This window comes from Sphingomonas sp. SORGH_AS_0789 (assembly GCF_031453055.1).
Lineage (GTDB): Bacteria > Pseudomonadota > Alphaproteobacteria > Sphingomonadales > Sphingomonadaceae > Sphingomonas.
This window is the reverse complement of sequence record NZ_JAVIYV010000001.1, coordinates 593,390-608,982: the sequence shown is the minus strand read 5'-3', so window position 1 is coordinate 608,982 and position 15,593 is coordinate 593,390. Positions and strand designations below refer to the sequence as shown.

Annotated in this window: 20 protein-coding genes; 15 read left to right on the top strand and 5 right to left on the bottom strand. The window is 67.2% G+C overall.

Annotation, left to right across the window (positions count from 1 at the left end):
- Nucleotides 1-3 precede the first annotated feature (3 nt).
- The 8 genes from rpsH (at nucleotide 4) to QE360_RS02750 (ending at nucleotide 5,183) form a co-directional block, all read left to right on the top strand.
- Nucleotides 4-399: a 30S ribosomal protein S8 gene (gene rpsH, locus QE360_RS02785; protein WP_037569377.1), complete on the top strand. Its 396-nt coding sequence runs from the start codon at nucleotides 4-6 to the stop codon at nucleotides 397-399.
- Nucleotides 399-932, top strand: coding sequence for a 50S ribosomal protein L6 (rplF, locus tag QE360_RS02780; protein ID WP_307102999.1), 534 nt, complete (start codon nucleotides 399-401; stop codon nucleotides 930-932). The genes rpsH and rplF overlap by 1 nt, the downstream gene beginning before the upstream one ends.
- Complete coding sequence (rplR, locus tag QE360_RS02775; RefSeq protein WP_007406066.1) at nucleotides 932-1,288, top strand: 50S ribosomal protein L18; 357 nt, start codon at nucleotides 932-934, stop codon at nucleotides 1,286-1,288. The genes rplF and rplR overlap by 1 nt, the downstream gene beginning before the upstream one ends.
- A 1-nt stretch (nucleotide 1,289) precedes the next feature.
- Nucleotides 1,290-2,006: a 30S ribosomal protein S5 gene (rpsE, locus tag QE360_RS02770; protein WP_307103002.1), complete on the top strand. Its 717-nt coding sequence runs from the start codon at nucleotides 1,290-1,292 to the stop codon at nucleotides 2,004-2,006.
- 6 nt (nucleotides 2,007-2,012) lie between these two features.
- A complete protein-coding gene (rpmD, locus tag QE360_RS02765; RefSeq protein WP_307103004.1) occupies nucleotides 2,013-2,189 on the top strand; it encodes a 50S ribosomal protein L30 in 177 nt (58 codons plus the stop codon).
- A gap of 247 nt (nucleotides 2,190-2,436) precedes the next feature.
- On the top strand, nucleotides 2,437-2,967 hold the full coding sequence (rplO, locus tag QE360_RS02760) for a 50S ribosomal protein L15 (protein WP_307103006.1): 531 nt from the start codon (nucleotides 2,437-2,439) through the stop codon (nucleotides 2,965-2,967).
- Nucleotides 2,968-3,126: 159 nt separating this feature from the next.
- Nucleotides 3,127-4,491, top strand: a complete 1,365-nt coding sequence (secY, locus tag QE360_RS02755) for a preprotein translocase subunit SecY (RefSeq protein ID WP_307103009.1) — start codon at nucleotides 3,127-3,129, stop codon at nucleotides 4,489-4,491.
- Nucleotides 4,492-4,535: 44 nt separating this feature from the next.
- Entirely contained in the window at nucleotides 4,536-5,183 is a 648-nt protein-coding gene (locus QE360_RS02750; RefSeq protein WP_309699133.1) for an adenylate kinase, read from the top strand.
- 321 nt (nucleotides 5,184-5,504) lie between these two features.
- Here QE360_RS02750 and QE360_RS02745 read toward each other — a convergent pair whose 3' ends face one another.
- Nucleotides 5,505-6,290 (bottom strand): hypothetical protein, encoded by a 786-nt coding sequence (locus QE360_RS02745; protein ID WP_309699131.1) that lies wholly within the window; start codon nucleotides 6,288-6,290, stop codon nucleotides 5,505-5,507.
- An 82-nt stretch (nucleotides 6,291-6,372) separates the two neighbouring features.
- Here QE360_RS02745 and QE360_RS02740 point away from each other — a divergent pair, with 82 nt between their 5' ends.
- A complete protein-coding gene (locus tag QE360_RS02740) occupies nucleotides 6,373-7,251 on the top strand; it encodes a tyrosine recombinase XerC (protein WP_309699129.1) in 879 nt (292 codons plus the stop codon).
- A gap of 12 nt (nucleotides 7,252-7,263) precedes the next feature.
- Here QE360_RS02740 and QE360_RS02735 read toward each other — a convergent pair whose 3' ends face one another.
- On the bottom strand, nucleotides 7,264-7,869 hold the full coding sequence (locus tag QE360_RS02735) for a DedA family protein (protein ID WP_309692871.1): 606 nt from the start codon (nucleotides 7,867-7,869) through the stop codon (nucleotides 7,264-7,266).
- A 113-nt stretch (nucleotides 7,870-7,982) separates the two neighbouring features.
- Here QE360_RS02735 and lepB point away from each other — a divergent pair, with 113 nt between their 5' ends.
- Nucleotides 7,983-8,792: a signal peptidase I gene (gene lepB / locus QE360_RS02730; RefSeq protein ID WP_309699127.1), complete on the top strand. Its 810-nt coding sequence runs from the start codon at nucleotides 7,983-7,985 to the stop codon at nucleotides 8,790-8,792.
- Nucleotides 8,747-9,454, top strand: coding sequence for a ribonuclease III (rnc, locus tag QE360_RS02725; RefSeq protein WP_373424724.1), 708 nt, complete (start codon nucleotides 8,747-8,749; stop codon nucleotides 9,452-9,454). Before lepB ends, rnc begins: the two co-directional genes overlap by 46 nt.
- A gap of 138 nt (nucleotides 9,455-9,592) precedes the next feature.
- Here the strand turns inward: rnc and QE360_RS02720 are convergent, their stop codons facing one another.
- Nucleotides 9,593-9,814 (bottom strand): hypothetical protein, encoded by a 222-nt coding sequence (locus QE360_RS02720; protein ID WP_309699123.1) that lies wholly within the window; start codon nucleotides 9,812-9,814, stop codon nucleotides 9,593-9,595.
- Between the two features lie 134 nt (nucleotides 9,815-9,948).
- On the opposite strand from QE360_RS02720, the gene era reads away from it, so the two are divergent.
- Nucleotides 9,949-10,845: a GTPase Era gene (gene era / locus QE360_RS02715; protein ID WP_309699121.1), complete on the top strand. Its 897-nt coding sequence runs from the start codon at nucleotides 9,949-9,951 to the stop codon at nucleotides 10,843-10,845.
- Between the two features lie 182 nt (nucleotides 10,846-11,027).
- On the opposite strand, the gene queG is transcribed toward era, so the two are convergent.
- Complete coding sequence (gene queG, locus QE360_RS02710; RefSeq protein WP_309699119.1) at nucleotides 11,028-12,077, bottom strand: tRNA epoxyqueuosine(34) reductase QueG; 1,050 nt, start codon at nucleotides 12,075-12,077, stop codon at nucleotides 11,028-11,030.
- A gap of 40 nt (nucleotides 12,078-12,117) precedes the next feature.
- On the opposite strand from queG, the gene QE360_RS02705 reads away from it, so the two are divergent.
- The 3 genes from QE360_RS02705 to msrB are packed head-to-tail and all read left to right on the top strand — an operon-like array spanning nucleotide 12,118 to nucleotide 14,789.
- Nucleotides 12,118-13,035, top strand: a complete 918-nt coding sequence (locus tag QE360_RS02705; protein WP_309692885.1) for an ATP-binding cassette domain-containing protein — start codon at nucleotides 12,118-12,120, stop codon at nucleotides 13,033-13,035.
- Nucleotides 13,032-14,255, top strand: a complete 1,224-nt coding sequence (locus tag QE360_RS02700; protein WP_309699117.1) for an ABC transporter permease — start codon at nucleotides 13,032-13,034, stop codon at nucleotides 14,253-14,255. Before QE360_RS02705 ends, QE360_RS02700 begins: the two co-directional genes overlap by 4 nt.
- A gap of 39 nt (nucleotides 14,256-14,294) precedes the next feature.
- A complete protein-coding gene (msrB, locus tag QE360_RS02695; RefSeq protein WP_309699114.1) occupies nucleotides 14,295-14,789 on the top strand; it encodes a peptide-methionine (R)-S-oxide reductase MsrB in 495 nt (164 codons plus the stop codon).
- 234 nt (nucleotides 14,790-15,023) lie between these two features.
- Here msrB and QE360_RS02690 read toward each other — a convergent pair whose 3' ends face one another.
- Nucleotides 15,024-15,533 carry a CHAP domain-containing protein gene (locus tag QE360_RS02690; protein WP_309704043.1) on the bottom strand — a complete coding sequence of 170 codons (510 nt, stop codon included), beginning with the start codon at nucleotides 15,531-15,533 and terminating at the stop codon, nucleotides 15,024-15,026.
- Between the last annotated feature and the right edge of the window lie 60 nt (nucleotides 15,534-15,593).

The window sequence follows — 15,593 nt, the reverse complement described above, 5'->3', positions numbered from 1 at the left end:
GAGATGGCAGTGACCGATCCCCTGGGTGACCTGCTCACCCGCATCCGCAACGGCCAGCGCGCGCGCAAGGACTCCGTCCTGACGCCTGCGTCGAAGCTGCGCGCCCGCGTGCTCGACGTGCTCCAGCGCGAAGGCTATATCCGTGGCTACAGCGAAGAGCAGATGGGCCCCGCGGCCGGCATCCGCATCGAGCTGAAGTATTTCGAAGGCCAGCCCGCGATCAAGCATGTCGCGCGCGTGTCCAAGCCCGGCCGCCGTATCTATTCGGGCGCGCAGGAGCTTCCGCGCGTTCGCAACGGCCTGGGCATCACCATCGTGTCGACGCCGCGTGGCGTTCTGTCGGACGCCGAAGCGCGCGAGCAGAATGTCGGTGGCGAAGTCCTGGCGGAGGTGTTCTGATGAGCCGCATCGGTAAGAAGGCGGTCCCGGTTCCGGCCGGCGTCACCGCGACCATCGCCGACAAGGTGCTGAGCGTGAAGGGTCCCAAGGGCACCCTGTCCATGCCGCTCGTTGACGAGATCACCTATGACGTCCAGGCGGACGCCATCGCGGTGCAGCCTGCCAACGCCACGAAGCGCGCCCGCGCCTTCTGGGGCATGCAGCGCACCATGGTGCAGAACCTCGTGACCGGCGTGACCGCAGGCTTCTCGAAGAAGCTGGTCATCACCGGCGTCGGCTACCGCGCCGCCGCGCAGGGCAAGACCCTGAAGCTGCAGCTCGGCTACAGCCACGACGTCAACATCGACGTGCCGGAAGGCATCGAGGTGAAGACGCCGGACGCCACCACCGTCGAGATCAGCGGTTCGGACAAGCAGAAGGTCGGCCAGCTGGCCGCCGAGATCCGTCGCTGGCGCAAGCCCGAGCCGTATAAGGGCAAGGGCATCAAGTACGACGGCGAGTTCATCTTCCGCAAGGAAGGGAAGAAGAAGTAATGACCAAGGGTCTCTCTCTTTTCGAGAAGCGCCGTCGGCGCAACCGTACCGCGCTGCGTGCGCGTGCGGGCACCCGTCCGCGCCTGTCGGTGCATCGCTCGGGTAAGCACATCTATGCCCAGGTGATCGACGACGAGGCCGGTCGTACCGTGGCTTCGGCCTCGACGCTGGAGAAGGACGCACGCGGCCAGTCGGGCGCGAACGTCGCAGCGGCGAGCGAAGTCGGCAAGCGCGTGGCCGAGAAGGCCAAGGCCGCCGGCGTCACGCAGGTCGTTTTCGACCGTGGCGGCTTCCTGTTCCACGGTCGCGTCAAGGCGCTGGCCGAGGCGGCACGCGAAGCGGGATTGGAGTTCTAATATGGCTGACGAGAACAACGTGGCCGTTGCCGGTGCCGAAGGCGCCGCGCAGGACGCGACCCAGGGTCGCGGTCCCCGGGGCGGCCGTGGCCGTGGTCCGGGCGGCGATCGCGGCCGTGGCGGCCGTGACGGCAACCGTGGTCGTCGCGACGACCGTCGCGGTGGCGCCGAGGAGCAGGGCGAAGAGCTGATCGAAAAGCTCGTCCACATCAACCGCGTCTCGAAGACCGTGAAGGGCGGTAAGCGCTTCGGCTTCGCCGCGCTCGTCGTGGTCGGCGACGGCAAGGGGCGTGCGGGCTTCGGTCATGGCAAGGCGCGCGAAGTGCCGGAAGCCATTTCGAAGGCGACGGCTGCCGCCAAGAAGGCGATGGTCCGCGTTCCGCTGAAGGACGGTCGCACGCTGCATCATGATGGCAACGGCCATTTCGGTGCGGGCCGCGTGACGGTGCGTTCGGCGCCGCAGGGTACCGGCATCATCGCCGGCGGTCCGATGCGCGCGATCTTCGAATCGCTCGGCGTTGCCGACGTGGTGACGAAGTCGATCGGCACCTCGAACCCGTACAACATGATCCGTGCCACCTTCGAAGCGCTGGGCGACCAGACTTCGCCGAAGGCGGTGGCGCAGCGTCGTGGCAAGAAGATCGCCGACCTGCTGGGTCGCGGTCACGGTGCCACCCAGCAGACTGCCGAGGCGGAAGCCGCGGCCGTCGTGGAGTAAGCGACCATGGCAACCATCAAGATCAAGCAGACCGGTTCGCCGATCCGCCGCACCAAGGACCAGCGCGCGACCCTCGTCGGCCTGGGCCTCAACAAGATGCACAAGGTCGCCGAGCTTCAGGATAGCCCTGAAGTCCGTGGCATGATCCGCAAGGTGCAGCACATGGTTCAGGTGGTGGACTGAGGCACTTCGGGATCGATCCTGCGCTCCGTTCAGCCTGAGCGTAGTCGAAGGCCACGCCGCTCGGCTTGCACTTCGACTTCGCTCAGTGCGAACGGAGAGAGGGATGAGGTCCCGGTCTCATATCCGTCACATTGAACAGTGACAAACACGGGGAAGGGGGCTATGCGGCCCCCTTCCTTTTATCCAGCGGTCGTGATTCTTCCCGAATGACGGCCATGCGCGAAACAAGCGAAAGCGAGTGCAAATCATGAAGCTGAACGAACTTTTCGACAACCAGGGTGCCCGCAAGTCCAAGATTCGCGTCGGTCGCGGTATCGGTTCGGGCAAGGGCAAGACCGGCGGTCGCGGCGTCAAGGGGCAGAAGAGCCGTGAGGGCGTGTCCATCGCGGGCTTCGAGGGCGGTCAGATGCCGCTCCACATGCGTCTGCCGAAGCGCGGCTTCAACAACATCTTCGCCAAGGACTATGCCGAGGTGAACCTGGGCGCGATCCAGAAGGCGGTCGACTCGGGTAAGCTGAAGACCGACGGCACGATCGATCACGCCGCGCTGAAGGCCGCTGGCCTCGCCCGTGGCGGCAAGGACGGCGTCCGTCTGCTCGGCAAGGGCGAACTGACCGCCAAGCTGTCGTTCGTCGTGCAGGGCGTGTCGGCCTCGGCACGTGAAGCGGTCGAGAAGGCCGGTGGTTCGGTCGACGTGCCGCACGTCGTGCCTGCCGCCGAGAAGGCCGCCGCGAAGAAGGGCCAGGCCCGCGCCGCGAAGCTCGCCGCCAAGGCCTGAACCGGATAGGATCCGCCGCTGTCGAATGGCGCCACGCCATCCCTGACAGCGGCGGATTTTGCATCCGGGTTAGACAAGCGCGTCTTCGCGCCTATATGAGCGGCGGGGCGGTTCAAAACGCATCCCGCCGTTTTTCGTTTCCAGGATAACGCAACAGCTATGGCATCCGCAGCCGACCAGATGGCGCAAAGCATCAGCCTGGCGAAATTCGCCAAGGCCACCGACCTCAAGAAGCGGCTGTGGTTCACGATCGGCGCGCTGATCGTCTTCCGCCTGCTCAGCTATGTCCCGCTGCCGGGCGTCGACCCGACCGCGCTGGGCCTGCTGAGCCAGAAGACCACGGGCGGCGTGCTCGACTTCTTCAACACCTTCTCGGGCGGTTCGCTCAGCCGCATGTCGCTGATCGCGCTGGGCGTGATGCCGTACATCACGGCCTCGATCGTCATCCAGCTCGCGACCTCGCTGAGCCCGCAGCTCGCCGCCATCAAGAAAGAAGGCGAGAGCGGCCGCAAGAAGCTGAACCAGTACACCCGCTACGGCACGGTGCTGCTGACCGCGATCCAGGGCTATTTCATCGCCGTGGGGCTCGAGACGCTGGGCGCCAGCCAGGGCATCCAGGCGGTGATCGAGCCGGGCATGACCTTCCGCATCGCGGCGGTCATCTCGCTGATCGGCGGTACGATGTTCCTGATGTGGCTGGGCGAGCAGATCACCAGCCGTGGTATCGGCAACGGCGTGTCGCTGATCATCATGGCGGGCATCGTCGCGCATCTGCCGACGACGCTGGTCAACCTGCTTGAAGGCGGGCGTACCGGCAGCATCGATCCGGTCCGCCTGATCGGCATCATCGTCGCGGTCGTCGTCCTCGTCCTGTTCATCTGCTTCATGGAGCGCGCGCAGCGCCGCATCCTGATCCAATACCCGAAGCGCGCGACGCAGCGGGGGATGCAGGCCGATCGCAGCCACCTGCCGCTGAAGATCAACACCGCAGGCGTGATTCCTCCGATCTTCGCCTCGTCGCTGCTGCTGATGCCGCTGACCATCTCGCAGTTCGCAGGCCAGCGCGTTGCCGGTGAGAGCCGCTGGGGCGACTTCATCATCAGCCTCAACCAGTATCTGCAGCACGGCAGCCCCGTGTACATGCTGCTTTACGGCGCTGGCATCATCTTCTTCTCGTTCTTCTACACTGCGGTTGTCTTCAACCCGGAGGAGACGGCGGACAATCTGAAGCGCTATGGCGGCTTCATTCCCGGCATCCGTCCGGGCAAGAACACCGAGACCTATCTCGATTACGTGCTGACCCGTATCACGGTGATCGGGGCGGCCTATCTGACGATCATCTGTCTGCTGCCCGAATATCTGGTGTCGGCGCTGCAGATTCCCTTCTATCTGGGCGGGACCAGCCTGCTGATCGTCGTCAACGTGACGATGGACACGGTGACCCAGATCCAGAGCCATTTGCTGGCGCATCAATATGGCGACCTGATCAAGAAGGCGAAGCTGAAGGGTGGCCGCCTGCGCTGAGGCGCGGACGGGACTAGCGGAAAACAGGGGAGAATGACGTGGGCGTGAACATCATCCTGCTGGGGCCGCCGGGCGCGGGCAAGGGGACCCAGGCGCAGCGGCTGGTGGCGAATCGCGGCATGGTGCAGCTGTCGACCGGCGACATGCTGCGCGCGGCGGTCAAGGCGGGCACCCCCGTCGGCCTTCAGGCCAAGGCGGTGATGGATGCGGGCGAGCTGGTGTCGGACGCGATCGTCTCGGCGCTGATCGGCGAGCGGCTGGATGCGGCCGAGGCCGAAGGCGGCGCGATCTTCGACGGCTATCCGCGCACCGCGGCGCAGGCCGAAGCGCTGGACGTGCTGCTCGCCGAGCGCGGCAAGTCGCTGGACCATGTCATCGAGCTGGCGGTGGACGAGGATGCGCTGGTCGAGCGGATCACCGGCCGCTTCACCTGCGCCTCGTGCGGCGCGGGCTATCATGACAGCTTCAAGCCGACCCAGGTAGAGGGCGTCTGCGACGTCTGCGGCTCGACCGAGTTCAAGCGGCGTCCCGACGACAATGCCGAGACGGTGCGGACGCGGATGGCCGAATATCGAGCCAAGACCGCGCCGATCCTGCCGATCTACGAGGCGCGCGGCATCGTGACGCGGGTCGACGGCATGGCCGGGATGGACGATGTGGGCACGGCGATCGACGCGATCCTCGATCGCTGACCGACCGCATGACGCGATGGCAAAGGGGGCCGCTTCCGATCGGGAGCGGCCCCCTTTTTTGCACGTTTCCAAGGGGGATCGACGTTCGGTATTTCTTCCCTCTCCCCTGGACAGGGGAGAGGGTTAGCGAAGCTTGCCAGCCTGTTGGCTAGCGCAGCTTGGGTGAGGGGTCGAGCGAGCCCAAGGGCTCGCGCGCTACGCGCATGCACCCCTCACCCAGCTCCGACTAAGCCTTTGCTCTCGCAAAGGCCAAGTCTGCGCAACCCTCTCCCCTCTGCGAGGGGCGAGGGAAGGAAAGGCCATCCCGAACGTCCATCGGCCCTATGTCGTGACGGGGGCGCTGGCGTCACGGGGCAGGAGTTTCTGGAAGTCCTGCCAGGAGTCCGTCATTTCCGTCAGTTCGTGGCGTTGCCGGTCGGTCAGCATATTTTGACGACCGGAATCCAAGGATTTGTTCACCAGCGCGACGATCTGCGAAACGCGTGTGTCCGCATCCTCGCCGCTGCGGGCGATGGTGAGGGTGGATGCGGCGAGGTCGGCCCGGATCGGGGTGGCGTCGGCCATCCTGTCGAACACCCGGCCGAGGATCGCGGTGGCTTCCTCCTTATGCTCGGGGGCGATCAGGCGGTCGGCGATCGCGGTCATCTTCATATGCTTCAGCGCGAATTCGGCCGCATAGGTGGTGTCGGTGCGCTGCCCCTGCTGCGGCAGGACGCTCGTCAGCGCGGCGGTGAGGGCCTCTTTCGCCGATGCGCCGTCCTTCAGCATCCCATAGAGCGGAGCGACATCGGCCGCGAAGGGCGCGGTATAGGGGTTGGTGACGAGCGTGTTGCCGGTATCGCCCAGATCAATGCCCCTGCCGCGCCCGATCACGTCCTGGCGGGCGGCGAGCAGCGCCTTGACCGTCTTGTCATAGGTCACGGGGTCCTGGGGTTTCGCGACGGCCCCCTTCTCCAAACTCTCCAGCGCCTCGAACGCCTCGCGGGAAATCGAGATGGTGGTCGGGCCCTTCGGCTTGTCGAAAGGCGATGGCGCCGACGCCGGGGCGTCCTGGCCCGACAGCGGGCTGAAGCGGATCGGAGAGGCGGACGAAACGGGCGAGATCATGGTCTTTATGACGACCGTTTCATCTGAATCCTAACCGATTTATCTTTGCCGCCGTGCCGCCGCCTGTCATCGTTTCGCGCCTATGACCGCGCTGATTGCCGATTATTACCGCCATCTCACAGTCGACCTGCGACGGTCCGACCATACGGTGCGGGCCTATGTCGCCACGGCCGGGCGGCTGTGCGGCTTCCTGGGCGAACATTGGGGCGAGGCCATGGACGGCGAGGCGCTCGCCCGCCTGACGGCCGCCGACCTGCGCGCCTATCTCGCGCGGCGTCGGGGGGAGGGGCTGACATCGGCGTCGACGGCGCGGGAATTGTCGGCGGTGCGCCACTTCCTGCGCTGGGCGGGCGCCGAGCCGCCGCCGATGAAGGGCCCGCGCCGCAAGCGGACGATCCCTCGCCCACAGGCCCCCGCCGACATCATGGCGCTGGGCGAGGATGTCGCGGAAAACGCCGCCGAGCCCTGGATCGCCGCGCGCGACTGGGCGGTGCTGATGCTGCTCTATGGCGCGGGGCTGCGGATCGGGGAGGCGCTGTCGCTGCCGGCGGGCATCCTGCCGCTGGGCGAGACGATCCGCGTCACCGGCAAGCGCAACAAGACGCGGATCGTGCCGCTCCTTCCCGAACTGCGCGCCGCGATCGAGGCCTATGCCGCGCAGATGCCCTTTGCGGTGGCGGGCGACGAGCCGCTGTTCCGGGGCGCCAAGGGCGGGCCGCTGTCGCCCACGATCATCCGGCGCGCGGTCCAGGCGGCGCGGGAGCGGCTGGGTCTGGCGGCGCGGACGACGCCGCACGCGCTGCGGCACAGTTTCGCCACCCATTTGCTGGGCCGGGGCGCCGATCTGCGCCAGCTTCAGGAACTGCTCGGCCATGCCAGCCTGAGTTCGACGCAAATCTATACCGAGGTCGATGCCGCGCGGCTGCTCGACATTTACCGGACCGCGCATCCTCGCGCCTGAGGCGCGGGCGGATCATCGCTCGCCGCGCGGCTTCCAGGTGAAGACCCGCCAGAGATAGCCGACCGCGATCGCCCCCGTCATCACGATGGCGGCGGGGCCGACATAGCGGTCGATCGCCTCGAAATTGGCGCCCAGCCAAAGCCCCGCATAGGCCAGGATGGCATTCCAGATCGTGCTGCCCGCAAAGGTCCAGATCAGGAACTTGGCCAGCGGCATTCGCGTGATCCCGGCGGGAAGCGAGATCAGGGTGCGGAAGGCGGGCATGAAGCGGAACACGAACACCACCCAGCCGCCATGCCGGACGAAGAACTCGTGCAGCCGCTCGACATCGCGCCATTCCATCGTCAGCCAGCGGCCATGGCGGTCGATAAAGGGGCGGAACCGCTCATAGCCGATATAGCGGCCGACCGCGTACCAGGCATAATTGCCCGCCGTGGTTCCTGCCGTGCCCCACAGGATCAGCGGGATCATCTCCATCTGCCCGCGCGCGACCGCCATGCCGCCCAGGCCCATGATGACCTCGGACGGGATGGGGGGCAGGATATTTTCCAGCGCCATCAGCAGGAAGATGCCGAAATAGCCGCCCCAGGCGATCAGGTTGAGGATGAAATCGGTCATGCTTGATGGACTGTACCGCCGAACGCAGGGGCGGTTCCCGTATCGCCGCGGCGAACGCGGCGAAAGGGGGAAGCCGCTTGACGAGGCGAGCGGGTTGCGCGAACCCGACGAGCATGGCCGACACGTCCCCCTCATCGCCCAGATCGTCGGAAGCGAAGGATACGCTGCGCTTCTTCCTGAAGCTGGCGCTGTTCGTCTTCATCCTGCGCAGCTTCATCGTCACGTCCTTCGTGATCCCGTCGGAATCGATGCTGCCACGGCTGTTGATCGGCGATTACCTGTTCGTGACGAAGTGGAATTACGGCTATTCGCGCTGGTCCCTTCCGTTCGGCGTGCCATTGCTGCCGGGGCGGATATTGGGCCGCGATCCGGCGCGCGGCGACGTGGTGGTGTTCCGCTCGCCGGGGCCCGACGACCATGACGTCATCAAGCGGGTGATCGGTCTGCCCGGCGATACGATCCAGGTGACGAACGGGCAGGTGATCCTGAACGGCCGCCCTGTCCCCAAGCAGCGCGTCGCCGATTTCGTCCTGCCGCTGACCCCTAATTTCGGGCCGACCGAGTGCGGCGCGGCCTATCTCGACTCGGTCGGCGGCCGGTCGGTCTGCCGCTATCCCCGGTTCCGTGAGACGCTGCCGGGCGGCAAGAGCTATGACGTGATCGACCAGGGCAATTTCCCCGATCGCGACGATACCGGCGTCTATACCGTGCCCGCCGGGCGGGTCTTCCTGATGGGCGACAATCGTGACGATTCGGCCGACAGCCGCTTCGCGCCGCCGATGGGCATGGGGATGATCCCGATGGACCGGCTCGAGGGGCGCGCCGCGGTGACCTTCTTCTCGACCGACGGCTCGGCAGAGTGGATCAAGCCATGGACCTGGGTGACCGCCGCGCGCTGGAAGCGGATCGGAGAAGGGTTTTGAGCGCGGTCGATGACTGGCTGAAGGCGATCTTCGGCCGCGCGCCCGCCGACACCGCGCCGTTCCAGCGTGCGCTGACCCATGGCAGCCAGGCGGCGGAGAATTATGAGCGGCTGGAGTTCCTGGGCGACCGGGTGCTGGGGCTGGTCATGGCCGAATGGCTGTGGGAGCAATTCCCGAACGAGCCCGAGGGGCAGCTGTCACGGCGCCTCAATTCGCTGGTGACGGGCGCCGTCTGCGCCGATGTCGCGCGCGACCTGGGGGTGCGCGAGCATCTGCGGCTGGGCAAGCAGGCGCGCGATGACGGCGCATCGGACAGCGACAATGTGCTGGGCGACGTGATGGAGGCGCTGATCGGTGCCTGGTATCGCGAGGCGGGGCTGGACGCGGCGCGCGGCTTCATCCGCAAGGCCTGGGGCGACCGCGTGCATGCGCAGGGTAAGGCGCCGCAGCATCCCAAGTCGGCGCTGCAGGAATGGGCCGCCGCGCATAATCGCAAGGCACCCGAATATGTGGTGACGGATCGCTCGGGACCGCACCATGCGCCGCGCTTTACCGTGGCCGTCCGGATCGGTCGCACGGCAGAGGCCAGCGCGAGCGGCGCGAACAAGCAGGAGGCGGAGACGGCTGCGGCCAAGGCGTTGCTGGCGAAGCTGAAGGCCTGAGCCGGGGGTGAGGCCGGGGCGTGGGCTTCGACTTCGCTCAGCCTGAACGGCTGTTTGACAGGAAGGCCACGCGTCCCAACCTCCGTTCAGCCTGAGCGAAGTCGAAGGCCAAGCCCCGACCCCGCCCAAGCACCGGACTTAACGCCCCCTGGCGGCCGCCGCTTCCTTCCTCGCCTGAACCTTCGCGCGGTGGTGTCCGATCGCGCAGCCTGCGACCGCGCCCAGCACCGCATGGCCCTTGCCGACGAAATGCCCGGCGACGCCGCCGACCGCCGCGCCCTTGAGGCAGCCCTTGGCCGAGGCGGGGCCTGCCACCGTCAGCAGGATCGCGGCCGACAGGGTGGTCATCAGGGTCTTCATGACACGCACTCCTTTGCGAAAACGGAGCGGGGATATGGCCGGTGACGAATGGCCGGGTGTTGATCGCGATGTGACGATCCGTCCATGCGGGCTTTTCCTTGCAGGCAGGGCCGCTTCGCCTGTACCGCTGGGGCATGACTGAACAACGTTGCGGCCTCGTGGCCGTCGTCGGCGCGCCCAATGCCGGAAAATCCACCCTCGTCAATGCGCTGGTCGGCCAGAAGGTCGCGATCGTCAGCCCCAAGGCGCAGACGACTCGCGCCAAGCTGCTCGGCGTGGCGATCGAGGGGGATGCGCAGATCCTGCTGGTCGACACCCCCGGCATTTTCGAGCCCAAGCGCCGCCTGGACCGCGCGATGGTCGCCGCCGCCTGGGAAGGCGCGGAGGGGGCCGACATCCTGGCGCTGGTCGTCGACGGCAAGGGCGGGATCGGGCCGAAGGTGACCGCCATCGCCGAGTCGATCGCGCACCGGCCCGAGCCCAAGCACCTGATCCTCAACAAGGTCGACATCGCCGACAAGGCGCGGTTGCTGGGCCATGCCGAAAAGCTGAACGCGGTCGTGGCGTTCGACGAGATCTGGTTCGTCTCGGCGCAGACCGGCGACGGCCTGCCCGAGCTGAAGGCGCATCTGGCGAAACTGATGCCGGAGGGGCCCTGGCATTATCCCGAGGACCAGGTCTCCGACGCGACCGAGCGCGCGCTGGCCGCCGAGGTGACGCGCGAGCAGATCTATCTCCAGCTCCATGCCGAACTGCCCTATGCCAGCGCGGTCGAGACCGAGGCCTATAAGGAGCGCGAGGACGGATCGGTCGAGATCCACCAGCAGATCCTGGTCGAACGCCCCACCCAGCGCGCGATCGTGCTGGGCAAGAACGGCGTGCGGATCAAGGAGATCGGGGCGAAGGCCCGCGAGGAGCTGTCGCGCATCCTGGGGCACCAGGTGCACCTGTATCTGCACGTGAAGGTGAAGCCGGGCTGGGACGAGGATCGCTCGGTCTATAAGGATATCGGGTTGGATTGGGTGGATTGATTATTTGGGTTGGGGGCTCGGTGAGACACCTTGCCCTCCCCCATCCCCTCCCGCTTGCGGGAGGGGCGTGCCTAGCCGCACGGATTTGCGCTTCAAAAAGCGACGCGCTCGTTACTTCTGCAGACCACTCGCCAAGCAACGCACCCCTCCCGCAAGCGGGAGGGGATGGGGGAGGGCAGGGGCTAGGCCACTCCCTCACCCAACCGCCCCAAGGCCCATTCTGCGGCTTCGACGACAACCGGATCGGCATCCCCCAACAACCCCCGCAACACCGGCACCAGCTCCGCCGCCCCGCTATTCCCCGCCGCGATCGCCGCATTGCGCACCATCCGGTTCCGCCCGATCCGCTTGATCGGCGACCCCGCGAAAACCTGCCGGAAACCCGCATCGTCCAGCGAGAGGATATCCCCAAGCTCCGGCGCGGTCAGTTCGGCGCGCGGATGGAACGCCATATTCGCCTGCGCCGCCGCCGCGAACTTGTTCCACGGGCACACCGCCAGACAATCGTCGCAGCCATAGATGCGGTTGCCCATCGCCGCCCGGAATTCCTCCGGGATCGGCCCCGCATGTTCGATGGTCAGATAGGAGATGCAGCGCCTGGCATCGAGTTGATAGGGCGCGGGAAAGGCGTCAGTCGGGCACGCCCGCTGGCACGCATCGCACCGGCCACAGGTGTCGCGCGCCACCGCATCGGGCTCCAGTTCCAGCGTGGTATAGATCGCCCCCAGGAACAGCCAGCTGCCATGCTCGCGACTGACGAGGTTGGTGTGCTTGCCCTGCCAACCCAGCCCGGCCGCCTCGGCCAGCGGCTTTTCCATCACCGGCGCGGTGTCGACAAAGACCTTGAGGTCGCAAGCCCCCTCCTGCGCCAGCCAGCGGCCCAGCGCCTTCAGCTGCCGCTTCACCACGTCGTGATAATCGGCACCCTGCGCATAGACCGAGATGCGCCCGATCCGCCCGTGATCGGCCAGCCGCATCGGGTCCTCGGCGGGGGCATAGCTGACGCCCAGCGAGATGATGCTCTTCACCTCGGGCCACAGGCTGGCGGGGCTCTGCCGCTGGTGCGCGCGGTCGGCCATCCAGATCATCGATCCGTGCCGCCCCTCGGCCAGCCACTGGTGCAGCCGCTCGACGGTTTTCGGCGCGGCGTCGGCATGGGTGATGCCGATCGCGGCAAAGCCCAGTTCGGCCGCCTTCGCCTTGATCCGGGTTTCCAGCTTGTCTTGCGCCACGCAGGCCCGCTACCACATGCGATCAGGGAGGAACAGTTGCGTGGATAATCAGTGGGCGGTCACCGCCTCGGGCCTCGCCAAACGCTTCGGGGATCGCCGGGTGGTCGACGGGGTCGACATCGCGGTGCCGACCGGCGCGGTGTACGGCGTGCTGGGCCCCAACGGCGCCGGCAAGACGACCACGCTTCGGATGCTGCTCGGCATCATCGAACCCGATGAGGGGCAGCGCACGCTGCTGGGCCATGCCCATCCGCGCGATGCCAGCGACATGGTCGGCTATCTGCCCGAGGAGCGCGGGCTGTACCCGGCGATGAAGGCGCGCGAGGCGATCGCCTTCATGGGCGCGCTGCGCGGGCTCGACTGGGCGACCGGGCGCGCCCGCGCGGTCGAACTGCTGGAGCAGGCCGGGCTCGGCCATGCCGCCGACAACAAGATCCGCAAATTGTCCAAGGGCATGGCGCAGCTGGTCCAGCTGCTCGGCTCGGTCGTGCATCGCCCGAAGCTGCTGGTGCTGGACGAGCCGTTCTCGGGCCTCGACCCGGTCAACCAGGAACGGCTGGAGGCGCTGATCTTGGGCGAGCGCGACCGGGGGGCGACGATCCTGTTCTCCACCCATGTCATGGCGCATGCCGAGCGGCTGTGCGACCGGCTGGCGATCATCGCGGGCGGACAGCGGCGGTTCGAGGGGACGGTGGACGAGGCGCGTGGCACGCTGCGCTCCTGGGTCCGCTATCGTCCGCGCGATCCCGCGCAGGTCCTGCCGCCGCTCTTGCCCGCCGATGCGGTGCGCGACGGCGAGGATTGGCGATTCCCGTTGCCCGATGAGGGGATCGAGCCGGTGCTCGGACGGCTGCTCGCGGCCGGGGCCGGGGTGCTGAACCTGTCGATCGAACGCCCCAGCCTGCACGAAGCCTTTGTCCGCATCGTCGGTGCGCCCGCCGAGGAGATTGCGGCATGAATTCCACCCGCCGCCTGATCCGCCAGACGATGACGATCGCACGCCGCGATTTCATCGCGACCGTCTTTACGCCGATCTTCCTCCTGTTCCTGTTTGCGCCGCTCATCATGGTCGCGTTCAGCACCATCGGCGCGATGGGCGCGGCACAGGCCGCCGATCACGGCGCCGACCATGTCCGCATCGTCGCGATCGTCCCCGACGCCCTGGCGGGCAGCTTCGTGGAGGCCGACCGGCGGTCGCGCGCCATCTTCCGCCGCGACGAGGAGCCGCCCGCGCTGGTCACCCTTGCCCCGGCACGCGATCCGGCGGCCCAGGCGCGCGCCACGTTCGAATCGCGGGATTATGACGCGACCGCGGTACTCTATGGCCCGCTCGACCGGCCGATCCTGCTCTATGGTGCACGCGGCTCGCGCGCAGCGGATTATCTGGCCGTGCTGGCGGGCAGCGCGCTGGCGGCCGAGCGGCTGGGCGGGGAATTGCCGCGCGTCACGCCGACCAAGATCAGCTTTTCGCGCCAGCGCGCGACGCTGGGCGGGCAGAACCAGACCGCGTTCCTCGCGGTGTTCGGCGTGTTCTTCCTGACCCTGTTCCTGGCGGGGCAGGTCGTCGGCACCATGGCGGAGGAACGCTCGAACAAGGTGATCGAAGTGCTGGCCGCCGCCGTGCCGCTGGAGGCGGTGTTCCTGGGCAAGCTGCTGGGCATGTTCGGCGTGGCGGTGCTGTTCATCGGCTTCTGGGGCACGGTGCTGGGCCAGGTGACGAGCGTCCTGCCCCCGGCGTTCAGCGGGGTGGTCGGCGAATTGTCTCCGGCGGTTGGCCTGCCGATATTCGCGATCCTGTTCGTCAGCTATTTCACCATGGCCTATCTGCTGCTGGGATCGGTGTTCCTGACGATCGGCGCGCAGGCGACCACGATGCGCGAGATCCAGATGCTCTCGCTGCCCATCACCATCGTCCAGGTCGGCATGTTCACCCTGACGCTGAGCGGACTGTCCAAGCCCGACAGCTGGCTGGCACGGGTGGCGGAGATATTCCCGCTATCCTCGCCCTTCGCCATGGCGGGCATGGCGGCGGCGAGCCCCTCGCTCTGGCCGCATGCGCTGGCGCTGGCGTGGCAGGCGCTGTGGGTGGCGATCTTCGTGACGCTGGGTGCGCGGCTGTTCCGGCGCGGCGTGCTGCAATCGGGCAGCACGCGGCCCTTCTGGCGACGCAAGGGCTGACCCCCTGTCATCGGGCGGCGGCCTTCCTATCTTGGGGGCATGAGCACGCAACCTGCCGATCGCCGCGCCTTTCTCTCGCTTGCCGGTCTGGGGCTGGCGGGGATGGGGCTGTCCGCCTGCGGCCGCGAGGCGGTGGCCGCCGAGCGCTATCCGGTGACGATGAGCGACGCGGCATGGCGGCAGAAGCTCGGCCCGGCGGCCTATGCGGTGTTGCGGAAGGAAGGGACCGAGCGGCCCTATAGCAGCCCGCTCAATGACGAGCATCGCAGCGGCGTCTTCGGGTGCAAGGGCTGCGGCCAACCGCTCTTCTCGTCTAGGACGAAGTTCGACAGCGGCACCGGCTGGCCGAGCTTTTGGGCATCGCTGCCCCGCGCGGTCGGCACCACGTCCGACCGGTCGCTGATGATGGAGCGGGTGGAGGTGCATTGCAGCCGCTGCGGCGGGCATCTCGGCCATGTCTTCGATGACGGGCCCAAGCCGACGGGCAAGCGTTATTGCATGAACGGCGTGGCGATGACGTTCCGGGCGGGGTGAGGGGGAAACGGCCCTTCACGATGCGCAAGGTCGCAGCATGGGCTGCGCGCTGGGGGTGAGGTGTTCCCTTGGCCTTCGACTTCGCTCAGGCTGAACGGGGGTTTGGAAGAGGAATGGGGGCAGCTTCCGCCCCATTCGACCCTATCCGGTCACACTGCGCGACGTCGAGGCGTATGTCCCGCGTGATACGCCGGGCTTTCCCTACCATCGCCGATGCGGGCCGGGCGGAAAATCTTACTGAGTCGGGGCCGCGAAGGTCAGGATGCCCGAGACGCGGCTGTCGGTGCGCGAGGCGATCTCGTTGGCGGGCAGGGCGCTGCTCGGCGCATGGTCCGAATAGATGAAGCCCTTGGTCGGATAGGCCGACGTGCCCAGGTCGCCATTGGGGCCGTACCACACCTTGACCATCGACCAGTCATTGTTGGGCGAGACGTCGATCGCGCGGACGTCGCGCTCGATGCCGCCGCGGCGCGACCAGTTGGCATGGGTGAGCAGGACTTCGCGGTTGCTGACGACCCGGCTGACCATCGCGACATGGCCGACGCGCATCCGGTGGGTCGCTTCGAAGGCGAGGACCGATCCTTCCTTCGGGGTGTGGCCGCGCTCGTAACGGCCCTCGGCCTGGCCCCACCAGGTGTTGGCGTTGCCGTGAAGATCGATGCCCGAAATCTCGCGGGCATAGGGTGCGCACTGCCAGAACTGCGCCGCAGCAGGAGTGGCCATCATCAGGCCGCACGATGCCATCAGCGCGAATCGCACTGCAAATGCCTTGAACTTCACATGACCCCCCGGTCGGAATGTCGG

Bases quoted from the DNA above. Each gene is read 5' to 3' on its own strand.
- QE360_RS02745 (WP_309699131.1), bottom strand. From the start codon at position 6,290: ATGATCTCGCCCGTTTCGTCCGCCTCTCCGATCCGCTTCAGCCCGCTG.
- era (WP_309699121.1), top strand. From the start codon at position 9,949: ATGACTGAACAACGTTGCGGCCTCGTGGCCGTCGTCGGCGCGCCCAAT.
- rpsH (WP_037569377.1), top strand. From the start codon at position 4: ATGGCAGTGACCGATCCCCTGGGTGACCTGCTCACCCGCATCCGCAAC.
- rplO (WP_307103006.1), top strand. From the start codon at position 2,437: ATGAAGCTGAACGAACTTTTCGACAACCAGGGTGCCCGCAAGTCCAAG.
- lepB (WP_309699127.1), top strand. From the start codon at position 7,983: ATGGCCGACACGTCCCCCTCATCGCCCAGATCGTCGGAAGCGAAGGAT.
- msrB (WP_309699114.1), top strand. From the start codon at position 14,295: ATGAGCACGCAACCTGCCGATCGCCGCGCCTTTCTCTCGCTTGCCGGT.
- QE360_RS02720 (WP_309699123.1), bottom strand. From the start codon at position 9,814: ATGAAGACCCTGATGACCACCCTGTCGGCCGCGATCCTGCTGACGGTG.
- QE360_RS02700 (WP_309699117.1), top strand. From the start codon at position 13,032: ATGAATTCCACCCGCCGCCTGATCCGCCAGACGATGACGATCGCACGC.
- rplR (WP_007406066.1), top strand. From the start codon at position 932: ATGACCAAGGGTCTCTCTCTTTTCGAGAAGCGCCGTCGGCGCAACCGT.
- rpsE (WP_307103002.1), top strand. From the start codon at position 1,290: ATGGCTGACGAGAACAACGTGGCCGTTGCCGGTGCCGAAGGCGCCGCG.
- rpmD (WP_307103004.1), top strand. From the start codon at position 2,013: ATGGCAACCATCAAGATCAAGCAGACCGGTTCGCCGATCCGCCGCACC.
- QE360_RS02690 (WP_309704043.1), bottom strand. From the start codon at position 15,533: ATGGCATCGTGCGGCCTGATGATGGCCACTCCTGCTGCGGCGCAGTTC.
- rplF (WP_307102999.1), top strand. From the start codon at position 399: ATGAGCCGCATCGGTAAGAAGGCGGTCCCGGTTCCGGCCGGCGTCACC.
- QE360_RS02740 (WP_309699129.1), top strand. From the start codon at position 6,373: ATGACCGCGCTGATTGCCGATTATTACCGCCATCTCACAGTCGACCTG.
- secY (WP_307103009.1), top strand. From the start codon at position 3,127: ATGGCATCCGCAGCCGACCAGATGGCGCAAAGCATCAGCCTGGCGAAA.
- QE360_RS02735 (WP_309692871.1), bottom strand. From the start codon at position 7,869: ATGACCGATTTCATCCTCAACCTGATCGCCTGGGGCGGCTATTTCGGC.